Annotated in this window: 19 protein-coding genes and 1 riboswitch; of the genes, 6 read left to right on the top strand and 13 right to left on the bottom strand. The window is 41.8% G+C overall.

What is annotated here, in order from left to right; translation table 11 throughout:
• The first annotated feature begins 377 nt into the window (after window positions 1-377).
• Window positions 378-737 (top strand): YkgJ family cysteine cluster protein, encoded by a 360-nt coding sequence (locus tag PSF09_RS00905; protein ID WP_164529415.1) that lies wholly within the window; start codon window positions 378-380, stop codon window positions 735-737.
• Window positions 738-861: 124 nt separating this feature from the next.
• Here the strand turns inward: PSF09_RS00905 and PSF09_RS00910 are convergent, their stop codons facing one another.
• Window positions 862-1,866: a luciferase-like monooxygenase gene (locus PSF09_RS00910; RefSeq protein ID WP_210837732.1), complete on the bottom strand. Its 1,005-nt coding sequence runs from the start codon at window positions 1,864-1,866 to the stop codon at window positions 862-864.
• Window positions 1,867-2,045: 179 nt separating this feature from the next.
• Here PSF09_RS00910 and PSF09_RS00915 point away from each other — a divergent pair, with 179 nt between their 5' ends.
• Both PSF09_RS00915 and PSF09_RS00920 read left to right on the top strand, forming a co-directional pair.
• The gene (locus PSF09_RS00915; RefSeq protein WP_272665114.1) at window positions 2,046-2,441 is read left to right on the top strand and encodes a hypothetical protein; all 396 of its coding nucleotides are present in this window, start codon (window positions 2,046-2,048) and stop codon (window positions 2,439-2,441) included.
• 304 nt (window positions 2,442-2,745) lie between these two features.
• Window positions 2,746-2,934 carry a YegP family protein gene (locus PSF09_RS00920; protein ID WP_004263611.1) on the top strand — a complete coding sequence of 63 codons (189 nt, stop codon included), beginning with the start codon at window positions 2,746-2,748 and terminating at the stop codon, window positions 2,932-2,934.
• A 113-nt stretch (window positions 2,935-3,047) separates the two neighbouring features.
• On the opposite strand, the gene PSF09_RS00925 is transcribed toward PSF09_RS00920, so the two are convergent.
• On the bottom strand, window positions 3,048-3,365 hold the full coding sequence (locus PSF09_RS00925) for an AzlD domain-containing protein (protein ID WP_210837736.1): 318 nt from the start codon (window positions 3,363-3,365) through the stop codon (window positions 3,048-3,050).
• 2 nt (window positions 3,366-3,367) lie between these two features.
• A complete protein-coding gene (locus tag PSF09_RS00930; protein WP_272665115.1) occupies window positions 3,368-4,033 on the bottom strand; it encodes an AzlC family ABC transporter permease in 666 nt (221 codons plus the stop codon).
• 82 nt (window positions 4,034-4,115) lie between these two features.
• On the opposite strand from PSF09_RS00930, the gene PSF09_RS00935 reads away from it, so the two are divergent.
• A complete protein-coding gene (locus PSF09_RS00935; RefSeq protein WP_272665116.1) occupies window positions 4,116-4,676 on the top strand; it encodes a helix-turn-helix domain-containing protein in 561 nt (186 codons plus the stop codon).
• Between the two features lie 67 nt (window positions 4,677-4,743).
• Entirely contained in the window at window positions 4,744-4,920 is a 177-nt protein-coding gene (locus PSF09_RS00940; RefSeq protein ID WP_210837742.1) for a DUF2526 family protein, read from the top strand.
• Between the two features lie 127 nt (window positions 4,921-5,047).
• Here PSF09_RS00940 and PSF09_RS00945 read toward each other — a convergent pair whose 3' ends face one another.
• From PSF09_RS00945 to dalD, 6 genes are all read right to left on the bottom strand, one after another.
• The gene (locus PSF09_RS00945) at window positions 5,048-6,232 is read right to left on the bottom strand and encodes an amidohydrolase (RefSeq protein WP_272665117.1); all 1,185 of its coding nucleotides are present in this window, start codon (window positions 6,230-6,232) and stop codon (window positions 5,048-5,050) included.
• Window positions 6,233-6,289: 57 nt separating this feature from the next.
• Window positions 6,290-7,525 carry a Zn-dependent hydrolase gene (locus PSF09_RS00950; protein ID WP_272665118.1) on the bottom strand — a complete coding sequence of 412 codons (1,236 nt, stop codon included), beginning with the start codon at window positions 7,523-7,525 and terminating at the stop codon, window positions 6,290-6,292.
• A gap of 5 nt (window positions 7,526-7,530) precedes the next feature.
• Window positions 7,531-8,754, bottom strand: a complete 1,224-nt coding sequence (locus PSF09_RS00955; protein ID WP_272665119.1) for a hypothetical protein — start codon at window positions 8,752-8,754, stop codon at window positions 7,531-7,533.
• A 639-nt stretch (window positions 8,755-9,393) separates the two neighbouring features.
• The gene (locus PSF09_RS00960; protein ID WP_210839414.1) at window positions 9,394-10,683 is read right to left on the bottom strand and encodes an MFS transporter; all 1,290 of its coding nucleotides are present in this window, start codon (window positions 10,681-10,683) and stop codon (window positions 9,394-9,396) included.
• 90 nt (window positions 10,684-10,773) lie between these two features.
• A complete protein-coding gene (gene xylB / locus PSF09_RS00965; protein WP_272683339.1) occupies window positions 10,774-12,243 on the bottom strand; it encodes a xylulokinase in 1,470 nt (489 codons plus the stop codon).
• A gap of 11 nt (window positions 12,244-12,254) precedes the next feature.
• On the bottom strand, window positions 12,255-13,643 hold the full coding sequence (gene dalD, locus PSF09_RS00970) for a D-arabinitol 4-dehydrogenase (protein ID WP_272683340.1): 1,389 nt from the start codon (window positions 13,641-13,643) through the stop codon (window positions 12,255-12,257).
• A 177-nt stretch (window positions 13,644-13,820) separates the two neighbouring features.
• Here dalD and PSF09_RS00975 point away from each other — a divergent pair, with 177 nt between their 5' ends.
• Entirely contained in the window at window positions 13,821-14,771 is a 951-nt protein-coding gene (locus tag PSF09_RS00975; RefSeq protein WP_272665122.1) for a sugar-binding transcriptional regulator, read from the top strand.
• A gap of 1 nt (window position 14,772) precedes the next feature.
• On the opposite strand, the gene crcB is transcribed toward PSF09_RS00975, so the two are convergent.
• From crcB to PSF09_RS00995, 4 genes are all read right to left on the bottom strand, one after another.
• Entirely contained in the window at window positions 14,773-15,153 is a 381-nt protein-coding gene (crcB, locus tag PSF09_RS00980) for a fluoride efflux transporter CrcB (protein WP_272665123.1), read from the bottom strand.
• Between the two features lie 111 nt (window positions 15,154-15,264).
• Window positions 15,265-15,335: riboswitch (Fluoride riboswitch) on the bottom strand.
• 382 nt (window positions 15,336-15,717) lie between these two features.
• Window positions 15,718-16,680 carry a sugar-binding transcriptional regulator gene (locus PSF09_RS00985; RefSeq protein WP_210839424.1) on the bottom strand — a complete coding sequence of 321 codons (963 nt, stop codon included), beginning with the start codon at window positions 16,678-16,680 and terminating at the stop codon, window positions 15,718-15,720.
• A 159-nt stretch (window positions 16,681-16,839) separates the two neighbouring features.
• Entirely contained in the window at window positions 16,840-17,493 is a 654-nt protein-coding gene (dhaL, locus tag PSF09_RS00990) for a dihydroxyacetone kinase subunit DhaL (protein WP_210839427.1), read from the bottom strand.
• A 10-nt stretch (window positions 17,494-17,503) separates the two neighbouring features.
• On the bottom strand, window positions 17,504-18,505 hold the full coding sequence (locus PSF09_RS00995; protein ID WP_272683341.1) for a dihydroxyacetone kinase subunit DhaK: 1,002 nt from the start codon (window positions 18,503-18,505) through the stop codon (window positions 17,504-17,506).
• Window positions 18,506-18,510: the final 5 nt, after the last annotated feature.

Here is an 18,510-nt window from a genome sequence, read left to right on the forward strand (position 1 = left end):
TTCTGGCAGGTTGAGGTTGTTGACAAAGCGGGATAAAAGCGTGGTTTTTCCCGCTTTGTGTTATCAGCCGAAAATCAATAAATTGATTTTCCTCATTTATTTTCAAAACCTATCAGACTTGCCGCCAAACATAATAGGTTTGTCAGCAGTCTGAACCTGCCTACTGGCAGGTTTTTTTATGGTTATCACAAATACGTCAATTTTATTAACCTTGGTGAACATTAAAAAAATCAGTTTTTTGTGCTGAATAATATTGCAATAAACTGGAATTACGTAAGATAATAAAGTCTGAGCAACGTTTTCTTGAGCTTCCTGCTTGTGTTGCGTCAACCCATTTCCTATGGGTATTTTATCAACATCATTTATGGTTTTTTAATATGACTAATAATGTCCATATCCTAAAAACTGCTTCTTCAGAAAACCCTTGTGTAAGCTGCGGTGCATGTTGTGCCTATTTTCGTGTCTCTTTTTATTGGGCTGAGGCAGAAAGTGGCGGTGGTGTTGTACCACAACATTTAACTGAGCAAATTACCCCATTTATGAGTTGTATGCATGGCACCAATCAAAAACAAAATACCCGCTGTACGGCTTTAGAGGGCACTATTGGTGAGTGTGTGTCTTGTTCGATTTATGCACAAAGACCCACACCGTGTCGTGAGTTCGAACAATCTTGGCAGGATGGTGTTTACAACGAAGCCTGCGATAGAGCGCGTGCTGCTCACGGTTTACCCCCTTAGAGCCTCATCAACCACAAATAGCTTGCTAGCCGTCAATGACCCAGATTTTTCTGGGTTATCTCTTTTTTGCATCAAGTCTGAAAAATGCGTCCTTGCACTGGTGTTAACCGCTCAGCTATATACATTACATAATTTCATTCATTACCTGCATCGCTAACTCAAAAGAGTGCAAACGAGCTTGATGATCAAAAATTTGGCCATTAACCATAATTTCGTCCGCTTGAGTTTGCCTCAATATCGTTTCCAACCCATGACGTACCTTGGTTTTATCCCCTACCAGTGACATTCCTAATGCTTGTTGAACACCAAATTCCTCGGCAGGTGACCAGATATTTTCCATGCTTTCGACTGGTGCAGGAAGTTGAGAGGGTTGGCCACGACGTAGCATGACAAAGGCTTGCTGCATCGATGTAAATAAAAATTCCGCTTCACGTTGAGTCTCTGCGGCAATGATATTAATGCAAACCATTGCATACGGCTTAGAGAGTCTCTGCGATGGCTGGAAATTAGCACGATAAACTTCCAACGCTTGTAATAGCAAATCAGGAGCAAAATGAGAGGCAAAAGCAAAAGGAAGCCCCATCTGCGCAGCTAACCTTGCACTGTATAAACTCGACCCTAGCAACCAAACCGGAATTTTTTCACCAAAGCCGGGCACTGGACGCACGGCTGGATCTGGGTTTATGGCATCAAACCAATTAATAATTTGCGCTACATCTTGCGGGAAATTATCGATATCCGTATTCATATGGCGACGTAAAGCTTGCATCGTCCGTTGGTCACTTCCTGGTGCACGCCCTATACCTAAATCGATACGTTCAGGGTAAAGTGTATTTAGCGTGCCAAATTGCTCTGCAATCACCAACGGTGAATGATTCGGTAACATGACGCCACCAGAGCCTAAACGCAAAGTGCGCGTATTTGCAGCAAGATAACCTATTAGCACCGAGGTGGCCGCACTTGCAATCCCTGTCATATTATGGTGTTCCGCAAGCCAATAACGATGATAACCAAGTTTTTCGGCTAGTTGGGCAATATCAAGAGAATGAGCAAAGGCCTCTTTAGCTGTCGACCCCTGAATGATTGGCGCAAGGTCGAGCAACGAAAGAGGAATTTTTTTATCTGACATACACACTCACTTTGTTAGAGTTTTGTTGAACCTAACTTACCATCCTAGACTATCCCCTTTGATGTCTCCAGCACTGAAATTTGCATTAGCACAAGTGGTCTAAAAATGTAAATTATCGTCTACTAACCCACTGTTTTATAAAAATTATGGAACAAGCTTGAATAAAAAGTGCAGTAATTATGGAGCTTCCGTCAGGGGAGGTAAAAGCGATTGCGAGACGAAATGAATTGGTGAATGATTCGCTCATCACCAATACAGAGGAAACTGAAATGAAAAAATTAAATACAGGTTTATTAGCTTTAGCATTATTAACCGTCGGTTTTACCGCAGCAGCAAATGGTGTAAACCAAAAAATGCCTCGTCAGCACATGGGTAACCATCACAATATGGTATATAGCGTTGCAGAACAAACGACAACACCAAATGAAACTGTAAAAAAACTGGCCAATAGTGCCCCTAAAATCGAAGATGGCAAACGCTATATTGTCAAAGTTACAGTGATGGAAGTTCCTGAATTTAAACCAATGAATACCATGCCGATACCAGAACCAATTAGTGCTCCAGCGGCAAAATAATAGTTAGCATCAATGAGGATTAGTGAAGTTATCGGCAAAACCTTTTATATCGATAAGTACAACCAGATAGCTGTTACAAGAAAAAGCCGATATTTTATTCAGATAATAAAGAGTTCTATATATCCTACGATTGCCTCTGCTTCCCAGAGGCTTTTTTTTTTAAAAAAAAGTTTATCCGAATTGAATCCTTCTCCCTAGTAATAACACCTAATAGCGACTAACCTTAATTCAAGCAGATTGTTAATATCAGTTACCTATTAACACTTTGTTTGTCATCCTTTCAATAGAAAATCAGGAGCTTAACATGGGGTATTTTGAATTAAAAAAATCCACTAAAGACGTTGCTCAGCCTTACTATTTCGTTTTAAAAGCAGCAAATCATGAAGTGATTGCTAAAAGTGAAATGTATGCTTCCAAGCAATCTGCGCTAAAAGGGATTGCCTCTGTCCAAAAAAATGGCTCTTCTGAAACAATAAAAGATCTCACTGAGTAAATTTCAGTGACCCCAACTCTCTTCAAGTCGGGGTCACTTTTTTATCTGCTCTGGCTTATATAAGATATATAAATAAGCGCTATTCAGATTAACTCTAATTAGAATAACCTTATTTAGAATAACCTAAGTAACGCAGTCACAATCGCAGCTGACAACACAATGATAATAAAAGGCTTTTTAAACCACGTTAGTACCCCTGCCACCAGCACGCCTACAATCTTAGGCCAATCAGAAATCTCATCACCGGAAAATAATGTCGATGTCACTGCCACTGAGAATAAAATAACAATGGCTGCTGCTGAAAATAACATTTTATTATTTTCAGAAAGTACCACTCGGCCGCGCAGCAAAGCGCCTGAGGCTCGCATTAAATAAGTGCCAACTGCCAACAACAAAATACCGCTAATAATTAACCATGGGTTATTTGTCATTATTATTTCCTTATATAAATAACCAAACTCAATAGTGCCAGTAATACAGGGATCCCTGCGGGTAAGACTGGTGTGGTTGCAACCGCAATGACTGCACCAATAATGGCAGTTAACCTCAGGCGTTTATCCGATAACGCAGGCAATGAAAGTGCTAAAATGATCGCAGGAAACATCGCATCCATCCCATATATATGCGTATCACTAATAAAGCTGCCCAATACCTCACCTATCACGACACCGACAGGCCAACACAATAAAATACCTATCCCACACAACCAAAAAGCTGCGCGTTTTTCTGATTCAGTTTCTTGAGCTAAACCAAATACAACACTCTCATCGTTCATAATATGGTAGCCCAGTAATGACTTCACTCCTTTGCCCGTTAATTCGCTAGTCGCAAAACTAAAAGGGATATGTCGTGAATTGACTAGCAACCCCGCAAGTGCAGCAGAAAGTGGGCTCCCCCCTGCAAAAATAACACCAATAAACAAAAATTCAGACGCCCCTGCGAGCACTAAAATAGATAAAGTAAGTGGCACCCACCAATCAAACCCTTGCGAAAGCGCCAATGCTCCATAAGAAATGCCGACAATTAAGTCAGCAAAACAGACAAGAGCTATATTTTTCACTGTGCTATGATTTAATGTTGAGCTTATTGAAGTTAGCATCCCTAGACCGTTCGATATATAATACATTCGTTCATTATGTCGATAGATAGTATAAAGTGCAATCTAAATAGGAAAATTAACATTGAATCTACCTTCCCCACCCATTGAGTTGATTTCGAAAGCCCTTAGTCGTGAAAGACAAAAAAGCGGGCTATCCCTATCAGAGCTATCTCGCAAAGCGGGCATCGCTAAATCTACACTTTCTCAATTGGAATCTGGTAGTGGTAACCCTAGCATTGAAACCTTATGGGCACTTTGTGTGGCTTTAGACATTCCTTTTGCGCGATTAATTGAAGAAAAACAAGAGGCTGTCACGGTGATCCGTCATGGAGAGGCGATACCAGTCAGTGCTGAACACGCGAATTATTTGGCCTTTTTGCTCTCATCAGCCCCTGCAGATTCGCGACGTGATATTTATACTGTGGTTACCCAGCCCGGTCGTGATCGTATTTCAGAACCGCATATGCATGGTGTCAGCGAGCACATCATTATTATGTCCGGCAGAGCGTTAGTCGGCCCATTGGATAATCCTGTTGAGTTACAGGTTGGGGACTATATTCACTACCCCGGAGATGAGCCGCATATAATGCGAGCCTTAGAACCCAATACGATGGCAGTTATGGTGATCGATAAACAGAATTAATAACCTATCTGACCCATTAGATTTAGCGTTATGATAACTTTAGTGAATATTAATTGGAGCCTGCTTTATGTCCTACTATGATGAAATTGTTGAAAAAATAAATCAACTGATTGATGAAAGCTCAGTTCATAATATGAATGAAATGCTAATGCAGCTATCTCATGATCAGCAAATCAACCAAGAACAACGTTTTGAACAACAACAGCGTTTAAGAGAAGCTATTTTTATTCATCACGACAAATAGCAGCCATACAATAGGCCGCTATTCGCAGTTTTAACCAATCTTAATAGGCAAAATAAATAGGCAGTAGGGCTAGTGGTAACCCCGGTATTGGCAAAATAACTAGCCCTAATAGCATTAACATACTCAATTAAAATTCCTGTTGCTGTAAATAACTCCACGCATATTGCGCATGAAGTTCAGCTCCTGTGGCCATCGTGTCTTCATCAATATTAAAACAGCCATGATGATGTGCCCACTGAGTATCCTTTTCAGCATTTCCTGTGCCTAATAAAGCAAAGCACCCTGGGATATTTTCAATGTAGAAGCTGAAGTCTTCACCGCCCGGTGTTGGTCTTTCATTAATCAGGGTTTGCTCACCAAAAGCTTGAGAAATCACTGACTGAGCCAATAACGCACTGCGCTCCTCATTAATAACAGGTAGTGTCCCATAGATATAATCAACATGTGCAGTCGCACCATATATAGCCGCTGTATGCTCTGCATAACGACGGATCGCAGCTTCGATACGGTTACGAGTTTCGATATCAAAACAACGTACCGTGCCGTCCAATACTGCATTTTCAGCGATAACATTGAAACGTGTCCCGACATCCATCTTACCTATCGTGACCACAGCTGAGTCTAAAGACGACGTTTCACGGGAGACAATCGCTTGTAAATTCATGACAAATGCAGAAGCAACAACCGCAGCGTCAATAGTGGCCTCTGGCATAGAACCATGACCACCACGGCCTTTAAAGGTGACTTTCAGTAAATCAGCGGAAGCAAAAGAACCTCCCACATTACAAGACACTTTTCCTGATGGTGTGGTTGTCCAAATATGCATACCAAAAACGTTATCCACATTTTCGATTGCGCCTTGTTTGATCATGGCTAATGCGCCTTGAGCAATTTCTTCCGCTGGTTGGAAAATTAAACGCACATTACCGGCTAATTCTTCACGTACCTCATACAACGCTTTGGCTGCGGTTAATAGCATTGCCGTATGCGCATCATGGCCACAAGCATGCATTTTACCTTCAATAGTCGATTTATATTCTAATGAATCATTCAATTCCAAAACGGGTAATGCGTCTATATCTGCACGCAGAGCAACCGTTTTACCTGGCTTACCACCTTTAATTTCAGCAATAACACCTGTAGGTTCGGTTAATCGATACGCTATTCCAATTTTGTCTAATTCTTCGGCAATACGTTTTGTTGTACGAATTTCTTCAAACGGTAGTTCAGGGTGAGCGTGTAGATCACGACGAAAAGCAATCATTTCAGGTGTGTGTTTTTTGATTGCGGCTGTAATTGTTTTGTTGATCATTTTTCTACCTTTTTACCCTATTACACAACCAGATAATTTACCTGGTTTATTTATTAATTAGCATTCTATTAATGACTTAACAGTAGCAAACATCACATCTGCACCTCTTGCAATTTGTGCATAATCCGTCCATTCATCTGGATGATGGCTTAATCCATTACGACTTGGCACAAATATCAGTCCTGTTTGAGTAATACCTGCAAAAATCATAGTGTCATGCCCTGCACCACTAACCATTGAACGAAAACGTAAGTTTTGATCACTAGCATGTTGTTGCATCAGTTGATGAATATCACTATTGAGCTCCGTTGGCTGAACATATAACGGCTGAACAATATCGCTTGAAATAGCTAATGAATTGCTAACTTGCTCCGTTAACTCAATAACTTGCTCAATCACCTTACGTAACGCAATATCATTTTTGGAACGAATATCAACGCTAAAAGTGACTTCGCTTGGGATGACATTAGCCCCATTCGGCAATACCGCTAACCGCCCTACGGTCGCCACCGTATTACCCCCCGCGGCCGTTGCTAGTGCAGGGATTTGGCTAATAATTTGGCTAGCACACACTAATGCATCGGCTCGCATATTCATCGGCGTGGTACCTGCATGGCCTGCTTTACCTGTCAATTTAATTTCTAACTGACTGATGCCTACGATAGTTTCTACGATCCCTACATCTTCATTGGCCTGTTCTAACACTGGGCCTTGTTCGATATGTAGCTCTAAGAACGCTTTGACATTTTTAGGATTAAGAACCGCTTGCGCTGCGTTGTCTGCATTGAACCCAGCCGCGGCCATGCGTGCAGCAGCACTCACGCCTTGCCTATCCTTTAACTGATATAATTCTTTGGTGCCAATTAGCCCTGCTATTACACTCGAAGCCATCAAACCACGACCAAAACTGGTACCTTCTTCTTCAACCAACGCTATCACTTCTAAGGGATATTTTGGTGTTAAATTTTGTTCGCGAATACGCGCCACAACATCCAAACCGGTGACAATACCAGCTGGACCATCAAATGCCCCACCGTGAGGAACCGAATCAAAATGTGAACCGACAATGACCGTAGGCAAATCCGGTTGCTGGCCTTCTAAGCGCCCATAAATATTGCCAATAGCATCCTCACGAACCTGTAATCCTAAGGTACGCATTTCTTGTTTTAGGTAATCGCGCGCTTGTTTATCTTGTTCGCTGTAACTCATCCGCGTAGTACCCTGACCCGGCGTTGCGGTATATTCTGCCAACTGTTCTAAATGGCGCTGAATTCTTGAAGTACTTGTTTCCATTATTTTTACCCTGCAATCGGAACAATATAAGCCACCATAATACCTGCTAATACGACAGAAACCATGGTCACAGAAATAAAGCCACCCACTAACATTGGTCCTAACATATGGCTAGTTAATACTTGGCGTTCTTTTTCGTCTTTCGTTAACGCGTTGATTGCTTCATTAGTAATAATGTAGTCAGCAGGAAAGCCATATAACGCTGTTAGCGCAACAGCAAATGCCATTTCTTTGGTAACGCCTAATATTTTACCAACCACCCAAGATGCAAGGTACATCCCAATAACCGCTGCACTAATTAACACCACCATCGGATAAACTAGGCGTAATAACATATCGGGGGTCGCGTGGTTTAATGTATCGAAAATAAACAACATTAAAGCCATAATTGCGAACCCAAAGCCGTTAGCTTTTTGTAACGGCTGTCTTTCTAAGAAACCCAATGAAGAAGCAATAACACCAAATAATAAGCACAATACAAATGGGCTAATGCTGACATAAGGGGCTGCATAAGATGAGGCCAAATAAGCCAAATAGCCTACCGCAGCTAAGCGTAAGAATTTAAAATAGCTCGTGTTATAGTGATTAGGAATTTTTTTAAACATACGTGGCATTTCATCTTCAGACACCACCGTTTTAACTTCGACCTCTTTCGCCCCGTCTACCGGTAAGGTTTCTTGCCATTGGCCATTGCGATATTTTTCTAAAACTCGGCGCCCTTCTTTTTTTAGCATCACCGCAGTTAATGGATAACCTGCAAACCCCTGCATGACGTAAATTAAAATTGCGAAAACCGAAAGATCAACAAGACCTGCCTCCGCAGCACCTTTTGACATAATTAACGAAGAAACAATACCACCAACCAACGGAGGAACTGCAACTAATACCGTATTTAAATCAAATAAGGTTATACCAACAATAAAGGTTAAGAAAATGATGCCTAAAATCCCAGCTAAGGAGATAAGAATGGTTTTCCATTGGCGTAATAATTCTTTTAGCGATAATAAGGTCCCCATATTTGTAATTAACAAATACATCAAGGTAACCGCAACCACTTGAGGAATACCGGCAATACTCACAATATCTTTCGGGAAAATAGTCCAATAACCTAAAAGGAAGAGCACTGCGCATACAAATACAGATGGGATCCAAGCCTTAGTTCTAACGGCTATAGCATCCCCTATATATAATATCCCTACTATCAGAAACAGAGCTAACATCTGTGACATAACTTTTTCCCCGCAATTATCTTTTTTTATTAGATTATTTTTTAGTATTACAAACTATTAATTTTAATTAAGATTGGATTATAAATTTTATTTGGCGCAATAAAACACCAATATAGAGAGTATTTCGCTACAAATATACGAATTTGCAACAAAATTCATCATAACACCGAAAATTCAGATGTATAGAGAGTAAAACCGGATTTAAACAGCTTGGAATAAAGGTAAGCTGTGAGTTAAATAGTCAGATATAACATTGAAAGGGGGCAAGCACCTTAATATTCTCTAAATGCAGGTTTAGAAGTTAATATTTTATGTCATTTATGTAATTATTTATAAACAAATCGACTGTAGCTGATTTTTTAATCTATGAAATTATATTCTATTGTCCAGTGCTGTATTTTCAATAATTATCGCAATAAGATGAAAAATCACCTTATAAATATGACTCATATTTCTATTTATAGGAAATATTCTACTTTATTTTATTTTTAAACCGTTTCTCTTTATATTGCCGTTGCAAAGGACGATATCCCTTCATCTTCAATTTAGTTTGTCTCAATAACAGAGTTTGGTTAAATAAAGAAAAACCCCATAGATAATTCACTATCTACAGGGTTTAATGATATTAGATAAAGTAAATTAATGACTGGTTTGTTGTTCAGTCACCACCTTCGCTGGTTTTATTTTGCGATTATTTTCAAAACCGGGTTGTGGCACTTTAATAAAGAATGTCAGTATTCCTGCAAAGATATACAAACCTGTATAGGCCCACACAACGCCCACAATATCAAAGAAAGGCAATACTAAACTGGCAATTGCAGGTGCGGCAAAATTACTTAACCCTGCTGAAAGGTTATAAATTGAGACTGCTGCTCCTTTATGGTGCGGCTCAATACTCGGGAATACCGCGGTCATTGGAACAAAAGCAGCCACAAAGATACCCAATAAAATGGCAGGTATTAATGCTATGGCAAAATTATGACCGAAATAAACGGGTAAGTAGTAAAACATTAAGCTGGATATTGCCATACCTAAACAGCCAAACCATCTAACTTGGCGAACCCAACCAATATGCTCGCCAACAATTCCCCAAAAAATATTGGTGAAGATAGTCACAAAGAAGAATACCGCCCAAATTTGTAGCCATTCAGAAATAGTAAAGCCTAAGCGATCAACAAATAATAATGGCATGATAATCGCAAAACCAAATAACGAAATGGTATTGATAATGCGGATTAAACTCGCCATAAAGATATCTTTGTTGGTGAATAAAATAGTCGCAGCTCGGGATAACTCGGCCATTTTATCTTTCATCGGTAAATTGACTTTAGAGCGATCAACTGGAACATTACGTAGGCTAAAGTATGCAATCGCACCACCAAGTGCAACCCAACCAATTGCCATCCATAATGTGCCCGTCTCCCCCATCATTGGGATTGAAAAGCTAGGTAAATAGCTACCAATGACACCAATTCCGACTGAATACATCGCCCAAAACCAACCGGTAGCGGCGGCAAGGTGCGCTCGAGGAATGACTTGTACCAACATCATCATAAATGAATAAATAAACAATGGATAAGCTAATCCACGAATGCCGTAAAATAGTAGCATCAAGGTATAGCTTTTCATGCCCAGACCGAACGCCATGAACAATGCATGCATGACAATCCAGAGAATGAACCCGATCATCATGGCTTTTAGGGGGGTGATAATTTCAGCCACAACACCAGATGCCCACGCCGCAACAGCGGCCATTAAGCCATAGACAGTAAATACCATCGCTGATTGTGCCGGTGTAAACCCTAAATCAGTAATATGTTTTGATAAAAAAGCCATTTCAAAGCCATCACCACTCATAAAAATAGCAATAGCAATAAAACCCCAGAACAAATGCTTAGGTAGACCAAGCCAATACTGCTTCTGTTCCATTGCAGTTTCCTCATTTTAATTTTGTTATTTTAATCAATCGCGAAGAGATAGCTGTGGCGGTGATGTGTAGGGAAACACCGCCACACTCGCCTATTGTGGCAATAATTCCCTTGCTTGTTTTTGCTGTTGGTATAATAAACGGAAAACATCAAGCCGTTGATTTAACCAAGTTTGGTACTGTTTCTGCGGTAAATAGGTACTTAACACTTCTGGTTTTTGGCACACGGTTTCTGTATTACCACCGTCCGCCAGCCATGCTAAACGGGCCGCACCTAAAGCCCCCGATGAACTCGCTGGGTGGGTCACAATCGGTATATCGATAACATCAGCAATCAGTTGTGCCCAAACAGGACTACGTGCTCCTCCCCCCGTTAAGCTACACCGACTAATTTGCGTTCCCGTTTGCGTTAAAACCTGCATGCCATCCGCCAGAGCGAAGGTCACCCCTTCAATCACCGCATAACCAAGCTGAGCACGCGTTGTTTCATTTTTTAACGCAAAAAATGAACCCATTGCGTAAGGGTCATTATGAGGCGTTCTTTCCCCTGAAAGGTAAGGCAAAAATACTGGCGCTAACTTTTTCTGGTCATCGGTCAATTGCCCCACTTCATCCATTAGCTGGTTTTCAGTTGTGGAAAGAAGTTGGCAAAGCCAACGCAAACAATTGGCAGCACTTAACATCACACTCATTTGGTGCCAGCGGTTTGGTAATGCATGGGCAAAAGCATGGACCCCCTGATGTGGTGCTGCTTGTAGTTGATTATTAACCACAAAAATAACGCCAGATGTCCCCAAAGAAATCAGAGCATCGCCATCATTAATTGCGCCAACGCCTACCGCAGAGGCCGCATTGTCACCCCCTCCACCAGCAATAATCACATCGGCACTTAACCCCCACTGCGAAGCTAAATCGGCCCGTAACACACCACTTTTTTCAGCACCTTCAACTAAAGCTGGCATCTGTTCACGAGTTAGATTGGTTGCCGCTAATAATTCATCTGACCAATCACGCTTAGCCACATCCAACCACAATGTACCTGAAGCGTCAGACATATCACTGGTAAATTGGCCAGTCATTTTCCAACGTAAATAATCTTTAGGAAGCAACACCTTGGCAACTTGTTTGAATATTTCAGGCTCATGGCGTGCAACCCACAATAATTTGGGTGCTGTGAAACCTGGCATCACTAAATTAGCGCCAATAGTTAGAAACTCAAGGTGATTTTCCATTAACCATTCACATTCCTTCGCACTGCGGGTGTCATTCCATAAAATACAGTCGCGAAGTACTTGGTGCTGGCTGTCTAATAATACCGCACCGTGCATTTGGCCCGATAAGCCAATCGCTTTTACCGCCGCCCATGCTTCTGGGGATTTTTGGCGCAAGGTAGCGGCAACCGCATTGGTGGCTTCCCACCAACTATCTGGCGATTGCTCAGCCCACTGAGAATATGGCCTTTGTACTGTTAATGCCATATGGCTTGAGGCAACAATTTCACCCTGAGCATTAATTAATACAGCCTTAAGTTCTGAAGTGCCTAAGTCAATTCCGAGGTACATCGCCTTTCTCCTTACAGAGGTTGTTGAGGTGACTTGAGCCAATTTTCAACTTTTTCAACGGTGTTGCTCATCAATTCATGGAATTCGGTAGCATGAGCAAGTGAACCGAATAACATTTCACTGGAGACAAATTGCGACAATGCGTCACTGCTATTCATCATTTTTTGATATAGCGCGACATCCAGCACTCCATCCTGATACTCATAAGGTAATTCACCACGAGCCCAGCGCTGTAGAAATACGAAAAATAAAGCGGGCAGCACAGCTGTCGCTGCCGGAGTCTGCTGACGCTGATAGCATTCTTGTAGTGTTGGTGTAATAAAACCAGGAATTTTTGATAAACCATCAGCAGCAACACGTTGATTAGTATCCTGAATATACGGATTACTAAAGCGCGCGAGTACTACATCACGGTATTGTTCTAAATCAAGGGGGCTTGGTGACAATGACGGGATAACATCCTGTGTCACATAATTCCATGCCATTTGTTTGATAGCAGGTTGGCGGGTGCTTTCATCAATAAAGTTCAAACCGATTAAGGTTCCTGCCCAAGCAATGCAACTGTGGCTGGCATTCAGAATACGAATTTTCGCTTCTTCCCACGGTAAAACGGACTCAACCATTTCTACATCGACATTTTCTAATGCAGGACGTCCATTAATAAAGTCATCTTCAATCACCCACTGAATGAATGCCTCTCCCATGATAGGTGCTTTATCATCCCAACCCGTTTGCTGTTTAACACGTTCAGCAACATCTGGCGTTGGGCGAGGCGTGATCCTATCAACCATGGTGTTCGGCGAACGCGTATTTTCTTTCACCCATTGGTATAGCTCAGTTTCACCTTTTAATTGCAGAAACGATAAAAAGCCGTGTCTAAACCGTTCGCCATTGTGGCGCAAATTATCACAGTTTAACAAAGTGACAGGTTCACCATGAGCCGCTAAACGTGCGCGTAAAATTTGAGTTAACGCACCGTAGATCGTGCGCATTTTGCCCGTTAAATCGGCTTTAATGTCTGGCTGTTCTGCATCTAATTCATGCTGCGGGGTTAAATAATAGCCTGCTTCTGTGACCGTGAAAGCAATAACACGAGTTGCTTTATCACAGCCTTGTTCCACTAATTGGCTTAAATTATCATCCCAATGCAATACTTTGCGCACTGAAGTAATTTTTTCATAATGACGCTCACCTTCAGGTGAGACTGTTTCAAGGGTATATTCCCCATTTTGCTTGGTTAAGTTATCAAGCAATGCATTCGCATCATTGCGAATATTCCCTAAGGCAATTGACCAACTATCATCCCCTTGTTGAATCAAGCGGTGCAAATACCACGCTTGGTGAGCACGATGAAATGACCCAGCACCGATGTGCATCCACACTGATTTCTGCTTTAGCATTGTGACTCCTTAACCTAAAATTAAATAATTGCTATTTTTTTGGGCATATGCCCGTTTGTTATATTTTAGTTTCAATCTGATCACAATTACTGCGATAATGCTCACAGTATTGACTTTTGCCCTTTTAATAAACAATTGCCCAGAATTACAATAAGCGAAACCAGCAGGAGAATGTCCATGCAGAAAGAATTAAAAAAAATGGAACAAGCTGCACGTGCGGCATGGCTATATTTTGTGGCAGGCAAAACACAACAGGAAATTGCGCATGAACTTGGGCTATCGAGACAAGTCGCTCAACGCCTTATTTCTCTAGCAAAAGAACAAGGTATGGTTCAGGTGCAAATCACGCACCCGATTACTGAATGTTTAAAGCTCGCTAATGAAATTCAGCAAAAGTATCACCTAACACATTGCTTTGTTGTCCCGTCAGGGCAACTGGATACAGAAGCTACACTCGATATGATTTCAGTGGCCGGTGCTGAGCTCATGGAACAATTAATCGAACCCGATAAGCCTCAAATTATTGGTATTGGTTCAGGTAGAACATTACGCTGTATTATTGATGCCCTTCCTTATCTAGAAACCTCCCAGCACCAATGTGTTTCACTAATAGGCGCTATTGCCCGCGATAGCTCAGCAACACGCTATGATATTCCATTACGTTTTGCAGAAAAATTACAATGCCGACACTATATTCTACCTGCGCCACTGTACGCCGACAGCCCAGAAGATAAAGCAATGTGGTGCCAACATCGCGTGTATAAGGAAGTCACGGAAAAGGCTCTGAATGCAGATATTACCTTTATTGGTATTGGTGAAGTCGGCAAAGGCTGCCCACTCAATTCGGAAGGTTTCGTCACCGATGAACAAATGGAAATGTTATTAGAAAAAGGTGTAACCGCAGAGCTATTGGGGCATTTTATCCAAGCTAACGGCGAGCGACTTTCTACAGCTTTGGATGACACACACACCAGTGTTCCGCTGTTCCCTTCCCCAAATAGGCCTGTAATCGCATTTGCGGGCGGAGCACACAAAACACAAGCAATTCAAGCAGTTATGAATGGCGGTTGGGTAACAGGCTTAGTGACCGATGAAGCCACTGCACATCATTTGTTAGCTAATAAATAAATTATGCCTGTGTTAACCAATGATGGCATAACATTCCAAGCAAGGTAAATATTAAGGCCCCAATTACGTGGATGGCAATGGTACTAATGGCGAAGCCCAATTTACCTTCTTGGATTAGCAACAACACTTCGAGTGAAAAGGTCGAAAAGGTGGTAAATGCACCACAGAAACCCGTCACAATGAATAATTTATAGGCAGGGCTAATATTTGCATTGGCAAAATACGAAATGGCAAAACCAATAACAAAGCCGCCAATTAAGTTGACCGCAACCGTACCAAGGGGAATGTTTGGGTAAAGGTGATTGAGTCTTAGGCTAACAAACCATCTTAGCCATCCGCCAAGCACTGAACCAATCGCAATTGCAAATAATGAGGCATACATAGAAACTTCCTTTGATGTTTGGCGGGATAAATGAAAGGAAAGTTTCCTATTGCCGCATTTATGCCCAAAATCCAGGGCACATAATACCTACGTACCCTATTCAATGAAAAGGTTAACGTAGGCATCATCAGCCCTCTGCGGGCGGTTTTATAAAAAGGAGGAATGCCATCTCCCAAATACATTCTAAAATAATAAGGCAACTAATTAGGCTATGTAAACCCATTTTATAATAGATGGCATGAATGATTCTAATTACAGCTAGGTAACAAACAAATGAATCTAGTCAACAACACTACAGCTTGAAGTATGGCAAATAATAGCTCTAAATAATTCAAGTTGACGCTAGGCGACAAGTGAATGAGTCGTTAGAAGCATACACAAGTATGTGACTAATGCGAATGAACGTCGTCAACAACGCGACAGCTTGAAGTATGGCAAATAATAGCTCTAAATAATTCAAGTTGTCGCTAGGCGACAAGTGAATGAGTCGTTAGGAGCATACACAAGTATGTGACTAATGCGAATGAACGTCGTCAACAACGCGACAGCTTGAAGTATGACGAGCTATTGGGACATCTTTAAAATCGTCCTTACATTACTCGCACTCGTTGCGATAATATCAATCGCTCCCGTCCGCAGTGCCCCCATAATGGCCATAGCCTTAGAGGATTCAGAAGCAATGGCTATTACGCAAGGGATTTTCTTGAGTTCGTCTATGCTTAGGCCTATCACTCTGTCATTCATCACTGTATCAACATGTTGCCCTTGCGCATTAAAAAAATCATAACCTGCGATATCACCAATTACCCCTTGATTTAAACTCGCATCAACAATTTCACGCGGTGTAAACCAACCTAGTTTGACCATATAGCTGTCTTCATTCATATCGCCAATACCAATTAGGGCAATATCCGCTTTGCGGGCGCGATCGAGCGTTTCCTTGATGGTACCGTTTTTCATAAAAGATTGCTTTAATTCGTTATTTTCAACATAGGCAGGCGCGTATAGCGTTTCACTGGTTCCACCAAATTTCTTCGCTAAGCGGCGGCTGATATGGTCCGCATTGATGGAATCTCCTGGCCGGTGCGTTCCACCAATTCCGCAAATAAAACGGCAATCTTTTTCAGGGACGGCCCCACCGCTATCAGCCACTACTGCAACATTGCGACCTTGGCCGACCGTGACTATCATGTTGTCTCGTAACGTTGTCGATAAATAATTAGCGACTAGTGTGCCAACTTGGTAGCGTTGTTCTTCTTCATCAGGATGGTCGAGGGCAATCAACGCACGGGAAATCGGAAAGCGAGAAAGTAGCTGTTGCTCTAGCTGAGTGCTAAAAATAGGATGATAGCGAACATTGATCTCAACAATACCTTCCTCTTTTGCTCGCTTAAGTAAGCGCCCTACCTTAATTCGCGATATACCAAACTTATTGGCGATCTCTTCCTGGGTAATTTCATCACGATAATAAGCTATCGCAATTTCAGTCAGTAGCTCGATGTCGGAAGATGTTTGTGATCTATCCATAAGATAGTGGTTTCCTCTTTATTGGTGTTAATCGCAACAAGGATGATAAGGTTTTAGTATAGCGTTTCTAGTGGCAATTAATAAGTGAGTTATAAAAGAGAGTGGATATATAGCAATGGTTTTTGTCTATATATCCACGATAAGAGTTATATAAAACAATTATGCATTGGTTAATGCACTCTGTTTTTCAATGCTTTGTGCTAATTGGCACAATAATAAACAGCAAGAAGTCGCACCTGCATCTAACACGCCCCTTGAGCGTTCACCAAGGCGACTTGCACGGCCAATCTTCGCCACTAAATCTACCGTGGAATCACGGCCTGCAACGGCGGCGGCCTGCATCGCATCAAGCGCTTGTTTAAAGTTTTTTCCTGATTTTGTTACCTCTTCAAAGGCATTAACTGCGGGGATCAATGTATCCATTAAGCACTTGTCCCCCACTGTCGCGCTACTGATGTCTTGCAGTTCAGATAACCCATTTTTTAGCATAGCGAGGAAATCTTGTTGCGATAACGCATTTTTCCCTGAAATGCTGTCTGACATCCCCATAAAGAAGCTGCCATAAAGTGGCCCCATTGAACCACCAATGCCTTCCATCAATGCATCAGAAATTTCTTCAAACCCTTCACTGAGTGATAATTCACGGTCTGCAATTGCTTTAGCACATAAGTTGAAGCCTTTCGCCATATTGATGCCATGGTCTCCATCCCCTATTGCACCATCAATTTCGCTGAGGTATTCACGGTTAGAAACAATAATGTTCACTAAATCAAGGGTAATTTCCTTACCGTTGCCCGTTGAAATAACTTGCATAGTTGTCTCCTTATTTGACCTGTGTTAAACCCAATGAATACGCAGGAACATCCATCAATGTTTTCAATTCATCATCCACTTTCATTAATGTCAGTGTTACCCCCATCATTTCTAATGAGGTAAAGTAGTTACCAACATAGTTACGAACAATACGCACACCTTTCTCACTGAGTTGTTTTTCAACCTCTGCATAGTAGATGTACAGCTCCATCACGGGAGTGGCACCTAACCCTGAAACTAATACGACAACTTCATCACCTTGCTTTGCCTGCATATCATCTAAAATTGGCGTTAACATGGTTTTTGCCATTTGCGCTGCGGATTGAATTGGCATAATTTCAATGCCTGGTTCACCATGATGACCAATACCGAGCTCCATCATCCCGTCTTCAATATGAAAATTGGGATGACCCACCGCAGGTATGGTACAAGACGTTAGCCCAACACCAATAGAGTGGCAGTTATTAATCGCTTTTTGTGCCGCATTAATCACACCGTCTAAATCATAGCCTTTACTTGCTGCGGCAGAACCCACTTTCCACATAAGAATTTCACCCGCAACGCCGCGACGCTTTTCTTTTTCACTGGCAGGTGCTGAGGCGACATCATCGGTAGCGACCACGGCTTTGACTTGCATACCCGCTTTTTCTGCCTTTTTCATCGCCATCTTGACGTTCATGTTATCGCCTGCGTAATTACCATATAAACAGGCAACCCCCGCACCACTATCGGCTGCTTTAAACGCATCTAAAAATGCCCCAGCCGTTGGTGAGGAGAAAATTTCACCAATCGCCACCGCATCTAACATGTTTTCGCCCACGTAGCCTAAAAACGCAGGTTCATGACCTGAACCACCACCAGTGACAATGCCCACTTTCCCTTGTATTGGTGCTTTTGGGTATTTTAGAACGCGCGCATTATCTGTTTGCGCAAAATATTCAGGGTGCGCTTTCAAATAACCTTGAATCGCATCTTCAACAACAAGATCAGGTTCATTAATGATTCTATTCATAATTC

It is taken from the genome of Providencia sp. PROV141 (genome assembly GCF_028481645.1).
Lineage (GTDB): Bacteria > Pseudomonadota > Gammaproteobacteria > Enterobacterales > Enterobacteriaceae > Providencia > Providencia rettgeri.

Coding starts and splice junctions, on each gene's coding strand:
- PSF09_RS00905 (WP_164529415.1), top strand. CDS start 378: ATGACTAATAATGTCCATATCCTAAAAACTGCTTCTTCAGAAAACCCT.
- PSF09_RS00910 (WP_210837732.1), bottom strand. CDS start 1,866: ATGTCAGATAAAAAAATTCCTCTTTCGTTGCTCGACCTTGCGCCAATC.
- PSF09_RS00915 (WP_272665114.1), top strand. CDS start 2,046: ATGGAGCTTCCGTCAGGGGAGGTAAAAGCGATTGCGAGACGAAATGAA.
- PSF09_RS00920 (WP_004263611.1), top strand. CDS start 2,746: ATGGGGTATTTTGAATTAAAAAAATCCACTAAAGACGTTGCTCAGCCT.
- PSF09_RS00925 (WP_210837736.1), bottom strand. CDS start 3,365: ATGACAAATAACCCATGGTTAATTATTAGCGGTATTTTGTTGTTGGCA.
- PSF09_RS00930 (WP_272665115.1), bottom strand. CDS start 4,033: ATGCTAACTTCAATAAGCTCAACATTAAATCATAGCACAGTGAAAAAT.
- PSF09_RS00940 (WP_210837742.1), top strand. CDS start 4,744: ATGTCCTACTATGATGAAATTGTTGAAAAAATAAATCAACTGATTGAT.
- PSF09_RS00945 (WP_272665117.1), bottom strand. CDS start 6,232: ATGATCAACAAAACAATTACAGCCGCAATCAAAAAACACACACCTGAA.
- PSF09_RS00950 (WP_272665118.1), bottom strand. CDS start 7,525: ATGGAAACAAGTACTTCAAGAATTCAGCGCCATTTAGAACAGTTGGCA.
- PSF09_RS00955 (WP_272665119.1), bottom strand. CDS start 8,754: ATGTCACAGATGTTAGCTCTGTTTCTGATAGTAGGGATATTATATATA.
- PSF09_RS00960 (WP_210839414.1), bottom strand. CDS start 10,683: ATGGAACAGAAGCAGTATTGGCTTGGTCTACCTAAGCATTTGTTCTGG.
- xylB (WP_272683339.1), bottom strand. CDS start 12,243: ATGTACCTCGGAATTGACTTAGGCACTTCAGAACTTAAGGCTGTATTA.
- dalD (WP_272683340.1), bottom strand. CDS start 13,643: ATGCTAAAGCAGAAATCAGTGTGGATGCACATCGGTGCTGGGTCATTT.
- PSF09_RS00975 (WP_272665122.1), top strand. CDS start 13,821: ATGCAGAAAGAATTAAAAAAAATGGAACAAGCTGCACGTGCGGCATGG.
- crcB (WP_272665123.1), bottom strand. CDS start 15,153: ATGTATGCCTCATTATTTGCAATTGCGATTGGTTCAGTGCTTGGCGGA.
- PSF09_RS00985 (WP_210839424.1), bottom strand. CDS start 16,680: ATGGATAGATCACAAACATCTTCCGACATCGAGCTACTGACTGAAATT.
- dhaL (WP_210839427.1), bottom strand. CDS start 17,493: ATGCAAGTTATTTCAACGGGCAACGGTAAGGAAATTACCCTTGATTTA.
- PSF09_RS00995 (WP_272683341.1), bottom strand. CDS start 18,505: ATGAATAGAATCATTAATGAACCTGATCTTGTTGTTGAAGATGCGATT.